The following is a 12,601-nucleotide window of genomic DNA, read 5'->3' on the forward strand; positions in this document are numbered from 1 at the left end:
TCAACAATCCTCTGGTTAGAGCGAGTCGAAGAACTCGAAGGGTGGGATAGGATCGACAGCCGGATCAGTGCAGTTCCAGCGAGTCGCGTAGGTACACGCAGCTCAGCAGCGCGAAAACATAGGCCTGAATACCGGCCACAAGAAACTCGAGGGCGAACAGCGCCACGTTCAGGGCAACAGGCACAAGCCCGCCGATCGCACCGATGGCGCCCATTCCGGCCAAGCTCACCGAGAAGCCGGCGAACACCTTCAGCATGGTGTGGCCTGCCAGCATGTTGGCGAACAGACGGACAGACAGGCTGATCGGGCGGACGAAGTAGGAGATGACCTCAATCGGCACCACCAGCGGCGCCAGCCAAAGCGGCGTGCCCTCCGGTAGGAACAGATGGAAGAAGTGCAGGCCATGCCGGGCAATGCCCAGAACCGTCACGAACAGGAACACGACCATCGCCAGCGAGAAGGTGACGATGATGTGGCTGGTGAAGGTAAAGGCCGTGGGGATCAGGCCCAGCAGGTTGCCGAACAGGACGAAGACGAACAGGGAGAAGATGAAGGGAAAGTACGGGCGAGCCTTCTCTCCCGCATTCTCTTTCACCATTCCGGCGACAAGTTCGTACAGAATTTCCGCCATCGACTGCAGGCGACCCGGCACCATGGCGCGTCCACGCATGCCGACTACCAGCAGAACGGCGGCCAGCACCACGGCCAGAACCATGTGCAGCGCCGAGTTGGTGAAAGAGAGGTCAAGCCCACCGACCGGCAGCGGGATCAGTCTGACGATCTCGAATTGCTCCAGCGGACCAGCCACGTCACCCTCATTCCACATGGTCCCGAGGATTCCGGGACTCTTTGAAGCCTGCCGCATACCCTTGGCCCGAGGCCACACGGTACACGTTCATGAACCCCGCAACCGCGCCGACCAGGACCATCACGATCAGGCCCCAAGGCGCAGTGCCCAGCCAGCGATCCAGACCGAGGCCCAGCAAGAGGCCGAGGACAACCCCTGCCACCAGCTCGACAGCGATGCGCATCCCCAGTGCCATGTCCCCGTTGGATCCCCCCTCCTGCCCCGGCAGGGGTTCGGGCGGGTCCATGCCAGCCTGGCGCCTGGCGTTCCGCAATCTTGCTTCGATGTCCTCCAGCGTTGGAGGAGGCCTGTCATCTGTCACGATGTGTCCCCCTTCCGCCGCCGCGTTCGACGCCGTGCGAAAGCGGCGGCACCATACGGGCCGGTCCCACCCCTGTCAAGCCTGGAAACCCCCGCATTAAGTCATTGATATTTCAGTAAATACGCTGCCCCTGCGGCACTTTGATGCGGCGTCTTAAGCCATTCGGGCGTGAAATCCTGCCCATCAGTCGTGGTGACCGGCCCCTGCATCGTGGTGCGCCCCATGGTCATGCGCGCCGTTCTGGCCACCGCCGCTCGATTCCGCAGAAGCGGGCGGCTTCTCGCCGGCCTTGAGCACACGCACTTCCACCTCGACTTCGCCGGCCCGCTCGAAGCTGAGCGTCAGGGGAACCGTAGCGCCGGGCGCCAATCGCTCATTCAGGCCGATGAACATGACGTGATTGCCGCCGGGAAGCATCTCCAGCACGCCGCCAGCAGGCAGTTCCAACGGCTCTCCCACCGGGCGCATCCGGGCAACCCCGTTCTCCATGGAATGGGTGTGCAGCTCCGTCTTCTCCGCCACGGGGGAACTGGCCGAGACCAGCCGGTCCCCTTCTCCGCTCACGTCGCGGATCACCAGGAATGCGCCGCCGGCTTTCGCCATGCTGGTGGTCGGCCGCGCCCAGGCCTGCTCGACGGCGGGCCGGTCGGCGGCCCACGCGGCGATCGGCGCGAGAATGCCGGCGGAGACGAGCGCGACGGCTGCGAAACGGCGGATCATGTTCTGCTCCTCAGCTTTGCCCCTGCATGAACTGGCGAATGCTCTTCGCCATGGTCTCGGCATCCGTTCCCCGCGGGAAGACGGTCAGGAACTGGCCGTCCGGTCCCATGAGGTAGGTATAGGTGGAGTGGTCCATGAGGTATGTCTCCGCGTCGCCGGGAGCCTTGGCGTAATAGACCCGGTACTTGCGCGCGATATCGGCAATCTGCTCCGGCGTGCCGGTCAGTCCGGTGATCCGGTCATCGAACAACGACACATACTCGGCGAGTTGCGCCGGCGTGTCCCGCTCTGGATCGATGGTGACGAACAGGGGCTTCACGTCCTCCGCGGCTGGGCCGAGTACATCCAGCGCCTGCGCCATGACCTGAAGCTCGGTCGGGCAGATATCAGGACAGAAGGTGAAGCCGAAGAAGATCAGGCGGAACTTGCCTTGGTAATCGGCATCCGTGACAGCGGCCCCGGTATGGTCGGTCAGCGCGAAGGGTCCGCCGATGCTGACGCCCTCCGGCACCGCCACGGCAGTGATCCCGCCCCCGCCCTGCGCCGTGCGATTCGCCTGATCCTGTTGGATGGTCCACCAGGCGATCAGCCCGGCAATGCCGAGCCCCAGCACCAGGATGAGGACGATGCGCAGAAGGCGGCCACCATTCATGTCAGAAGCTCCCAAATGTCGTAGGTCTACCTAGGCAGCCGCCGGTCAGGCTGAAAGGAGGCATCGGGTCGCAGCAATGAACACCGCCGAATTGACCTTCATCAAACCATAGCCTGTTACCGGCTGTTAGGTTCAGCGAAGAAACGGATAAGGGGACATATCATGCGGATCGGCATCGTCGGGGCCGGGTTCGTCGGAAGTGCGGCGGCCTATGCCATGGTCATGCGCGGCGTGGGCAGTGACCTCGTCATCGTGGACAAGAACGCCGCCCTGGCGGATGCGCAGGCCCGCGACATCCTGCATGCCACGCCCTTTTCCCATCCCATGCCGGTGCGGGCGGGCGAATATTCCGACCTGAACCGCGCCGGCATCGTCGTGCTGGCGGCCGGGGTCAATCAGAAGCCGGGGGAAAGCCGGCTGGACCTGCTGTGCCGGAACGCGGAAATCTTCGCCGACATCATCCCGGAGGTGCTGAAGGCCGCACCGGATGCCATCTTCCTGGTCGCCACCAACCCGGTGGATGTGATCACCCAGATCTGCACGGTCATCGCCGCACGCCACGGCGTGCCCTCCTGCCGGGTCATCGGGTCCGGCACCATCCTGGACACCGCGCGGTTCCGTGCCCTGCTGGCCCAGCATCTGGGGGTGAGCCCCAAGTCGGTGCACGCCCATGTGCTTGGCGAGCATGGCGATTCGGAGGTGCTGCACTGGTCGCAGGCCAGAGCTGGCGGACTGCCGGTCGTGGAAGCGGCCAATCAGTTGAACCGCCCGATGTGCGCGGCTTACCGCGATGTCATCGAGGACGAGGTCCGTTGCGCCGCCGCGCGGATCATCAAGGGCAAGGGCGCCACCTGGTACGGCATCGGCGCCGGTCTGGCGCGGCTCGCCGAGTGTATCGTGAACAATGAGCGGGCCTTGATGACCTGCTCAATGGTCACGCCCGAGGTGGTGGGCGTGCAGGATGTGGCTCTGTCCCTGCCCCGCATGATCGGAAGCGGCGGCGTAGTGGACACGCTGATGCCGGACCTGGACGTGGGCGAGACCGCCTGCCTTCAGCGCAGTGCCGAAATCCTGCGCCACGCCTTCAACGGGGTGCGGCTGTAAGCTCCATTGCCGCCCCCTGCGCATTTTCCGCCGTCTGGGTCCCATGGGTGAACAGCGGCTGGAGAGCCGGGGCCAGCGCCTTCAGGAGCTGCGATGCCAGGGCGGAGGTGAAGCGGTACTTCGCCGCCTCCTGCCCCTGGACATGGGCGGTGATGACGCCGAAGAACCGGTCGCCTGCATAGAAGACGAAGGTGGCCGTCCGGTTGACCACCCGGCTTTCCAGCACTGCGCCGCCCGGTCCATAGCGCTCGAACCGGTGGTCGCCGGTGCCGGTCTTGCCGCCGATCACCATGGGCGTGCCGTCGCCATTGATGAAGGCCCCCTGGACGCGGCGAGCGGTGCCGTTCTCCACGATGTCGGCAAGATGCCGGCGAAGCACCTGGGCCACCTCCGGCGTCATCACCTGCTGCCCCTCGGTCTGCTCATCCAGACCGAACAGCGTCTCGAAGGGCGTACCGTCGGCGAAGTGGAGTTCCGTGACGCGGACCGTGGGCAGGCGGACCCCGTCGTTCAGAATGATGCCCATCAGCTCCGCCAGCGCGCCGGGCCGGTCGGCGCTGCTGCCGATCGAGGTGGCATAGCTGGGGATCAGCGCGCCGAAGGGGTAGCCCAGCCGCTTCCATTCCTCATGGATACGGGCGAAGGCCTCCTCCTCCAGCACCATGCCGATGCGGGTGTTCTGCGCCCGGGTGGAGCGTGACTTGAACAGCCAGCTATAGCTTTCCTGCCGGGACTCGGCGCTCCGCTCCAGCATGTCCTTCCGCTTGGCCTTCGGACTGTCCTGGAGATAGGCGACCAGCCACAGTTCCAGCGGATGGATGCGGGCGATATAGCCGCGGTCGTTCAAGCTCCAGGCAGCCGGATCGTACTTCGTATAGAGCGCCTGGACACGCTGATCGTTCGGTGCGCCTTCGGGGAGATGACGAGCCAGGAAGGCGCGCAACTCCGCCACGCCGGCATTCGGCCGGGCGGACCGGAAGACCGTGACCAGCCGGTCCGGGATCTTCTTCAACCGCCCGGCCAGCTTGTCCAGCGCCTGATCGGGGTCGAGATCCTTGTAGTCGGCCCAGAAGCGGTTGAGGAACTGGCTGCCTTCCTGGTCGGCGAAGCGGGCCAGATAAGTCATGCGCGCCGGGTGGCGCGGGTCGTCCAGCACATCGTCCTTCCGCGCCGGGCCCTCAGCGATGTAGTGATTCACCACCTCGCGCATGATCCGGATGAAGACCAGATTGGTGGAGTGGCGGAAGGCCTCCGCCACGGTTAGTATCTTGCCATCGTCCTTGTGATCGAAATTGCCGAAGCTGTGCAGCCCGCCGCCGGTGAAGAACCGCTCCGCCGGGCTGGCGGAGAAGGTCCGTTGCATGGCGAGGTCCAGCAGCTCGCCCAGCGGCATGGTTCCGCCGCCCTGGGCCTTGCGGGCAGCCATGGTGCGCGTGACCCACTGGGTCAGCCGGTCCTGCGCGTCGGCGGCCACTGCCTCCATCTCGAAGGATTCCAGCCCTTTCACCCGACCATGCAGTTTGGCGATGATCTCAAGATAGCTGACCATGGTCCGCAGCTTGGCCGTGGAGCCGAGATCGAGCTTGGCGCCTTCATTGAGATCGAGCGGCTTGTCCAGCGTATCCACCTGCACCCGCACCAGATTGGCGGTGGGCGTGCGCTCGAAGACGGTCAGGCTGTAGACCACCTTCGACGGATCGGCATTGTTCAGCAGCCTGTCCCCGACCAGCCCCAGCGCCTGGGCCCCCTCCGGCGTGGCAAGCTGCTTCAGCGTATCGGTGACGCGACTCTGGGCGGAAAGGTCCAGCGTCGTCTCGACCGTCAGATCCAGCCGGTCCAGCTCATAGAGGCTGCCGAGCCCGAGAAGCTGGAGCAGGCGGGTCCGGATGGAGTTGGTCGCCTTCAGCTCCACGAACTCCGGCTGCGGCAGGACGGGCGGCTGCTCCCGGAAGCGGAGCGGAAAATGACGGGCGGCATCGGCCAGCGCCGCCGGCACTACGCCGGCCTTTTCCAGCGCTCGGAGGTGCTGGTTGGCCAGATCGTCCAGGGCTGCCCGCTCGCGCGCCAGATAGGCGCTGGGACGACGCTGTGCCAGCAGCAAGGCAAGGACCTGCTTATAGACCACGGCCTGCGTCGCCAGCTCCGCCTCGGTCATCGGGGTGGCGCGAAGAATGCGGTTGGCGACGGTGAAGTCGGTGCCGAACCACGCCCAGAGACCATCGCCGATTCCATTGACCTCACCCAGTCCGGCCTTGGCCGAGAGCGGGGTAGAGTTCAGATAGTCCACCAGGATCTGGTGACGGGCAGCCGTGGTATCCGGCCCGTCAAGATAGGCCCGGACGGATGCGCTCATCATCTGCCGCAGCTTCTCAACCCCGCTGCCGGTACGGCCTTCGGGGGAGTGGCGGTATTTCTCGATCTGGGTGGCGAGGGTGGAGCCGCCGGCCTTGTCTGCATCCATGCCGATGGCGCGGAGCGGAATGCTGCCCAGCGCCAGCGCAAAGCGGTCCCACTCCACCGCCGGGTTGCGATGGGGATGCTTCGGGTCCAGAAGCTCCCGATTTTCAATGAACATGAGCGTGTTGGCAACCAGCGGCGGAACGCTGTCGAAGCCCTCATAAACCCGCTCCGGAAAGCGGGCGTCGTGCAGCACGCCGCCGGACCGGTCATGGATCGTCAGACCGGCGCGGGTCTTCTCCCGGTATGGCGGGAAGCCGCCGAACTCCACATAATCGCGGAAGGCCGGGGTTGGCCGGGCTTGTGCTTCCACCTTGTAGGGTCCGGCCGTCAGACGTTCCAGGAACTGCGGGATGCGGGTGTAACCAAGCCGCAGGTCATACGGCCCCTGATCCGGGAATCGGACATCCGGGTTGGGGCCGCGCTGCACGGTCCAGGTCAGGTCCTTGCCGAAGCGGGCAAGAAACTCCGACTGGAACCGGGATGCGTTCATCTCGTGATACGCAGCAGCTCCCGCCCCGCCGACCAGCGCCAGGCTCAGCCCCCAGGACATCACCCGCACCCACCGCGCACGCGCCATCACCAACTACCCCCTGCACCGGCGGTACTCCGACCGCCTGAGGTAACCATGCGCCCGGTTCGGTTAAAAAGCCCTTTTCACCCGCTCGGCCGAAGCGGCGCGTCGATGATGTTCTCTGAATGTTTCAGCGGGATTTCCCGCCTGCACACGATGACCAGGGCAATGTGGCATCATGGGCACATTGCCTACAGCCTCACCCGTAGTTCCTCCGTCGGAAGCACTGTGGCCGTTGCTGCCGGCAATCGCCGGTTCTAGGCTGAAATTTAGATTTTCCGGCAGAGCGCGCCATGATCCATGTCACAGCCCTTCTATTCGGGGCCACCCTCGGCATCGCCGTAGGGCCGATCGCTCTGCTGATCGCGAATACCGGGCTACGGCATGGGGCCTGGGCAGGAATCCGGGCCGGGCTGGGCGCGGCCACGGCCGATTTCCTCTACGCCCTCGTAGCCTTCTCCGCGGGTACGGCGCTGGCTCCCCTTCTAGCGGCCAACCGGTCGGCGATCGAGGCCGGAGCCGCCCTGCTGCTGGTCGTTTTCGGCCTGTGGATGCTGTATGGAGCGCTGACGGCACCCGCCCCGAGGGTCGACGGGGCAAGGCCGCCGCCCGGCCGCCCCTACCTGACAACCTTGTCGCTGACCATCGTGAACCCGCTGACGGTGCTGCTCTTCATGGGCTTCACCGCGCACCTGCCGGCGGACCCGGCAACGCCCACGATCATCCTGGCCGCCGCCTGTCTGTTCCTGGGCAGCCTCGCGGTTCAGATGCTCTTCGCCCTGGGTGGCGCCGGGCTCGCGAAGGTGCTGAAAGATGCCGCCTGGATACGCCGTCTGAATATCGTCAGCGCATTTGGAATCGTTGCCTTCGGCGTGGCAGGGCTGCTGTAGAACAGCGGGACCTCAGCGTCCGGGGCCACGGCCCTGGCGCGGCATGATGGCAGGAGCCCTTTCCCAGGCTCTTGCCACCGCGGCCGACAATTCAGTCTGGTCCAGGAAACCATCGCCATTGGCGTCCAGCGCGGCGAACCTCCGCCCCGCCTCCTCCGCCAGCTCGTCGGCGGTGACACGGAAATCCACGTTGCGGTCGGCCGCCATCACCGGGTCCGGCGCGCCGAGCCGGCCGCCACCGTTCCGCTGGTCGCGCCTGGGCGCCTCGCCCGCCAGGTTGTCCGGCGACTGAACACTCTCAGGCTCATCGGAACCGGTCGCCGTGCGCTGCACCTCCCGTTGCGCCAGCCGGACCTGCGTGAGTTCCCGGACGTCCACCATGCCATCGGAATTCAGGTCCAGAGTGGCGAAGTAACGTCGCGCATCGGCCTGGACCTCTGCCAATGCCAACCGCCTGTCCCCATCCGCATCCACGCGGGCGACCCAGCCCATGGCCGCGTCCCTATAGGCCGCCTCGCTCCGCACCGGAGGGCCCAGCCGTTCCCCGGCCAGGCTGACCGGTGCCGGCCGTAGCGCATCCGGGGGAATGGAGGGCCGCCCGCCACATGCGGAGAGCGGCAGGAGAAGGGCCAGGAACAGCAGCGGCAGGTGTTTCATTTCAGAGCCGGACATGGGTTGCACCTACCGCTTATACGCGGGAGCGGCGGAAACCCTGCCGCTCCCTTCCGGGCCGCCGCGCTAGACAGCCGGATTCAGCCGTTCCTTCAGCACCGCGGCAAGGTCGGCGCGACGGATGGAGCTCTGCTCCCCGGTCACCATGTCCTTCACAGTGACCTCGCCGCGCGCTTTCTCATCCGGTCCCATGATGATGGCGAAGCGGATGCCGGCCTTGTCGGCGTAGGCGAACTGCTTCTTGGGCTTCGCCGGCTCAAGCTGGATTTCCGTGTTGATGCCGGCCGCCCGCAGCTCCGCCCCGATGGCGAGATAATCGGGCAGCAGGGCGGGATCGAACTGGGTCACCAGCGCCTGCACCGTACTGGGTCCGTCGGTGACGATCCCGGCCTGCTCCAGCACGTAGAAAAGCCGCGTCAGACCGATGGAGATGCCGACGCCGGGCAGCTTCGACTTGGTGTAGAGCCCCGCCAGATTCTCGTACCGCCCGCCGGAGCAGACGGAGCCCATGCCGGGATGGTCGGTCAGGAAGGTCTCATAGACCGTGCCGGTGTAGTAGTCGAGGCCACGGGCGATGGCGAGGTTGACCCGCCAGTTGGTCTCCGGCACGCCGAAGGCCTTGAGCGCGGCGACCACTTCAGCCAACTCCGCAATGCCGGTCCGGAAGGTCTCGCTGGACAGGTTCAGCCCACGCAGATGGGCCAGCGTCTCCTCCGCAGGGCCGGCGAATCCGATCATGGACAGGACCTGTTCGGCAACATCCGCCGAGAGCCCGATCTCATCCCCTGTCAGCAGGCCGGTCACCTGCTCCCGGCTGAGCTTGTCCAGCTTGTCCACCTGCCGCAGGACCAGGGCGCGCTTGGCCGGGTCGTCGATGCCCAGCGCCTCGAACATCCCCAGCAGGACCTTGCGGTTGTTGAAATTGATCTGGAAGGGGCCGACATCCAGCTCCTTGAAGATTGTGTAGATGACGGCCGGCATCTCCGCATCATAGGCGACGGGCAGGCTGTCCTTGCCGATCACGTCGATGTCGCACTGGTAGAATTCGCGATAGCGGCCCTTCTGCGCCCGTTCGCCGCGATAGACCCGCTGGATCTGGTAGCGGCGGAACGGGAAGGCCAGATCGCGCTCATGCTCCGCCACATAGCGGGCCAGGGGCACGGTCAGGTCGAAGCGCAGGGCCAGGTCCGGCTTGTGCCCCTGCTCGATGGCGCCGGTGCTCTGCACGAAATAGACCTGCTTCTCCGTCTCGCCCCCTGACTTCGACAGCAGCACGTCCGCCACCTCGAACACGGGCGTCTCGATGGGCAGGAAGCCGAACCGCTCATAGGTGCGGCGGATCGTGTCCAGCATGCGCTGGAAGGCGATCTGCCGGCGGGGCAGCAGTTCCATGGTGCCGGGCGGCGTGCGGGGGCTGATGATGGACATGATGCAGGCGTCCGATTTGCGCGGGTGCGTTTCTGCCCCTCCCTTTAACGGGTCGCACGCGCCCCGCCAAGCCCCGGCACAGGAATCGTCGCGGTCGCGGGCGTAGCCCTTTGCGGAAACAGCAGGATTTTCGTCTGCAAAAGCGTGCACATGGTCTTCGCTCTGTGGCAAAACCGTTCTGCCGACCACAGGACCGGGAGACCCGCGATGATCCGATTGACCGTCAATGGCGAGGCGCGTGAGATCGATGCCGATCCCGACATGCCCCTGCTCTGGGCCATCCGCGACATGCTGGGCCTGACCGGAACCAAATATGGCTGCGGCGTCGCCCAGTGCGGCGCCTGCACGGTGCATCTGGACGGGCAGCCGATCCGGTCCTGCATCACCCCGGTCGCCGCGGCGGAAGGGGCGACGGTCACGACCATCGAGGGGCTGGGCGGCGACCATCCCCTGCAGAAGGCCTGGATTGAGGCGCAGGTGCCGCAGTGCGGCTACTGCCAGTCCGGCCAGATCATGTCCGCCGCGGCACTTCTGACCGAGACGCCGAAGCCGACGGATGCCGAGATCGATACGGCGATGGAGGGGAACCTGTGCCGTTGCGGCACCTATCCCCGCATCCGCAGCGCGATCAAGCGCGCCGCCGGCGTGGCCTGAGGGAGGACGGAGCCATGAACCATTTCGCGCCCCTGTCCCGCCGCGCCATCCTGAAGGGCATCGGCGGGCTTGCCGTTGCCGTTTCCCTTCCCCTGCCCGCCTGGGCTCAGCAGCAGCCTGCCCCGCCGCCGACCATCGCGGCCGGCGCCGGCGCCAATGCCGCCCCCGGCATGCTGACGGCCTATGTGGTCGTGACGCCCGAGGGCAAGGTCCGGGTCCTGTCCCCCACCACCGAAATGGGCCAGGGCAGCCAGACCGCCCACGCAGCCGCCGTGGCAGACGAGTTGGGCGTGGACATGGCCGACGTGTCGGTCGAGACGGCCCTGCCCGCCGATTCCTACCGCTGGGGCGGTTTCATGAGTTCGGGCGGAAGCTGGGGCGTGCGGCGCTGGCATCCCTATATCCGCAAGGGTGCGGCCCAGGCGCGGGAGATGCTGATCGCGGCGGGTGCTGCGCGGATGTCGGTCCCGGTGTCCGAGCTGACGCTCACCGACGGCAAGGTCACCCACTCGGTCACCGGCAAGTCGGTGGGCATCGGGGAGCTGGTGGAGGATGCGGCCAGGCTGACCCCGCCGGAATCGCCCACCCTGCGCGATCCCGCCACCTTCCGCTATGTGGGCAAGGGCACGCCGCGCCTGGACCTGCCGGCCAAGGTGAACGGCCAGCATGTCTACAGCCTGGACTTCAAGCTGCCCGGCATGCTCTACGCCTGCGCCCGCTTCACGCCCGTGTTCCATGGCGAGATCGTCAGCTTTGACGACAAGGCCGCCCGCGCGGTGAAGGGCGTGCGCGAGGTGGTCCGTGTACCGGGCGGCGTCGCCGTGCTGGCGGACAATAGCTGGGCCGCCATGCGGGGCGCCGACGCCATCGAACTGACCCAGGCCCCCTCTCCCAACACCAGTATTTCCTCCGAAGCGCTGAGCGCGATGATGCAGGAGGGGTTGGGTGCGGCGAAGGCGGCCGAAGCAAAGAATGTGGGCGACATCGGTGCGGCCTTCACCAAGGCCGCCAAGCTGGTGGAAGCGGATTACGAGGTTCCCTATCTCTCCCACGCGCCGATGGAGACCTGGAGCTGCACCGCCCTGTTCAAGGATGGCGGCCTGGAGATCTGGGCCCCGACCCAGCGGCAGGACCAGGCTATAGCCGGAGTCGAGAAGGCCACCGGCGTGCCGAAGGACAAGGTCACGCTCCACACGCTCCAGATCGGCGGCGGATTCGGGCGTCGGCTGGTGACGGATGACGGCGTGCCGCACGCCGCGATCTGCGCCAAGGCGATGCCCGGGACGCCGGTGAAATTCTTCTGGCGGCGCGAGGATGAGATGGAGCGGGGCTGGTTCCGCCCCGCCCAGATGGCGCGCCTGAAGGCGGCGCTGGACCAGGACGGCAAGGTCACTGCCCTGCATATCCGCACCAGCGGCCCGTCCCTGGCCATGGAGTTCGCGCCGGATCGGATCAAAGAGGGGGAACTGGACGGTTCATCCGTCCAGAACCTGGCGGACATCCGCTACAAGCTCCCGAATTACCGGCTGGACTATGCGATGCGGCACGTTCCCGTGACCGTGGCGCCCTGGCGGTCGGTTGGTGCGACGCAGAACGCCTTCTTCCTGGAATGCTTCATTGATGAGCTGGCCGCCGAGGCGGGCAAGGACCCGGTCGCATTCCGGCGGGAGCTGCTGGCCGGCGACAAGCGTGCCCTCACGGTGATCGACACGGCGGCGGAAAAATCCGGTTGGGGCAAGCCCCTGCCGGAGGGCCGGGCGCTGGGCATCGCCTATTTCGAGAGCTTCGGAAGCCTGTCCGCCCATGTGGCGGAGGTCTCGATGGAGAACGGCACCCCGCGCGTCCACAAGGTCACAGCGGTGCTGGATTGCGGCGAGGTGGTGCTGCCCGATGGGGCGAAGAGCCAGATGGAAGGCGGTGTCGTCCAAGGCCTCTCCACCACCCTGTATGAGGCGGCGACCATCGCCGAGGGTCAGACGGTGGAAAAGAACTTCGACAGCTACCGCCTTCTCCGCTTCCCCGAAGCGCCGGTGGTCGATGTCCACTTCATCGATTCCAGCGAAGCGCTCGGCGGCGTCGGGGAGCCCGGCCTGCCGCCCACGGCACCGGCCGTCGCCAATGCCCTGTCCACCCTGACCGGCAAGCGCATCCGCACCCTGCCGATCATGAAGGCATTGCAGGCCCGCGCATAGAGGTGGCTACGGGCGCTGGTACCAGCGCCCGCACGCCTTTCCAAACCGGGGCGCTTCGGTCTAAAGAACGGCAACCCGCAGGACGGAGC

The 12,601-nt window shown here is 66.3% G+C and carries 11 protein-coding genes; 4 read left to right on the forward strand and 7 right to left on the reverse strand.

Annotated features, from left to right (window positions below):
• Positions 1-64: 64 nt before the first annotated feature.
• The 4 genes from DOL89_RS08275 to DOL89_RS08290 all read right to left on the reverse strand — a co-directional run bounded on the left by DOL89_RS08275 (position 65) and on the right by DOL89_RS08290 (position 2,541).
• Positions 65-808: a F0F1 ATP synthase subunit A gene (locus tag DOL89_RS08275; protein ID WP_225889727.1), complete on the reverse strand. Its 744-nt coding sequence runs from the start codon at positions 806-808 to the stop codon at positions 65-67.
• A gap of 7 nt (positions 809-815) precedes the next feature.
• Positions 816-1,043, reverse strand: a complete 228-nt coding sequence (locus DOL89_RS25490) for an AtpZ/AtpI family protein (protein ID WP_225889728.1) — start codon at positions 1,041-1,043, stop codon at positions 816-818.
• Between the two features lie 309 nt (positions 1,044-1,352).
• Positions 1,353-1,889, reverse strand: a complete 537-nt coding sequence (locus DOL89_RS08285; RefSeq protein ID WP_119678714.1) for a copper chaperone PCu(A)C — start codon at positions 1,887-1,889, stop codon at positions 1,353-1,355.
• Positions 1,890-1,899: 10 nt separating this feature from the next.
• On the reverse strand, positions 1,900-2,541 hold the full coding sequence (locus DOL89_RS08290; RefSeq protein WP_119678715.1) for an SCO family protein: 642 nt from the start codon (positions 2,539-2,541) through the stop codon (positions 1,900-1,902).
• Positions 2,542-2,703: 162 nt separating this feature from the next.
• Here DOL89_RS08290 and DOL89_RS08295 point away from each other — a divergent pair, with 162 nt between their 5' ends.
• The gene (locus DOL89_RS08295) at positions 2,704-3,645 is read left to right on the forward strand and encodes an L-lactate dehydrogenase (RefSeq protein ID WP_119678716.1); all 942 of its coding nucleotides are present in this window, start codon (positions 2,704-2,706) and stop codon (positions 3,643-3,645) included.
• Here the strand turns inward: DOL89_RS08295 and DOL89_RS08300 are convergent.
• Positions 3,626-6,682, reverse strand: a complete 3,057-nt coding sequence (locus DOL89_RS08300) for a transglycosylase domain-containing protein (RefSeq protein ID WP_119678717.1) — start codon at positions 6,680-6,682, stop codon at positions 3,626-3,628. The two genes, DOL89_RS08295 and DOL89_RS08300, sit on opposite strands and share 20 nt — an antisense overlap.
• Positions 6,683-6,969: 287 nt before the next feature.
• Between DOL89_RS08300 and DOL89_RS08305 the strand changes: the two genes are divergently transcribed.
• Positions 6,970-7,566, forward strand: coding sequence for a LysE family translocator (locus tag DOL89_RS08305; protein WP_119678718.1), 597 nt, complete (start codon positions 6,970-6,972; stop codon positions 7,564-7,566).
• Positions 7,567-7,578: 12 nt separating this feature from the next.
• On the opposite strand, the gene DOL89_RS08310 is transcribed toward DOL89_RS08305, so the two are convergent.
• Positions 7,579-8,238, reverse strand: a complete 660-nt coding sequence (locus DOL89_RS08310) for an EF-hand domain-containing protein (RefSeq protein ID WP_119678719.1) — start codon at positions 8,236-8,238, stop codon at positions 7,579-7,581.
• 66 nt (positions 8,239-8,304) lie between these two features.
• Positions 8,305-9,666 (reverse strand): histidine--tRNA ligase, encoded by a 1,362-nt coding sequence (gene hisS / locus DOL89_RS08315; RefSeq protein ID WP_119678720.1) that lies wholly within the window; start codon positions 9,664-9,666, stop codon positions 8,305-8,307.
• Between the two features lie 207 nt (positions 9,667-9,873).
• On the opposite strand from hisS, the gene DOL89_RS08320 reads away from it, so the two are divergent.
• Positions 9,874-10,320, forward strand: a complete 447-nt coding sequence (locus tag DOL89_RS08320; RefSeq protein ID WP_119678721.1) for a (2Fe-2S)-binding protein — start codon at positions 9,874-9,876, stop codon at positions 10,318-10,320.
• Between the two features lie 14 nt (positions 10,321-10,334).
• Positions 10,335-12,512 carry a xanthine dehydrogenase family protein molybdopterin-binding subunit gene (locus DOL89_RS08325; protein ID WP_119678722.1) on the forward strand — a complete coding sequence of 726 codons (2,178 nt, stop codon included), beginning with the start codon at positions 10,335-10,337 and terminating at the stop codon, positions 12,510-12,512.
• The last annotated feature ends 89 nt before the right edge of the window (positions 12,513-12,601 follow it).

Origin of the sequence: Indioceanicola profundi (assembly GCF_003568845.1) — a bacterium.
Taxonomy (GTDB): domain Bacteria; phylum Pseudomonadota; class Alphaproteobacteria; order Azospirillales; family Azospirillaceae; genus Indioceanicola; species Indioceanicola profundi.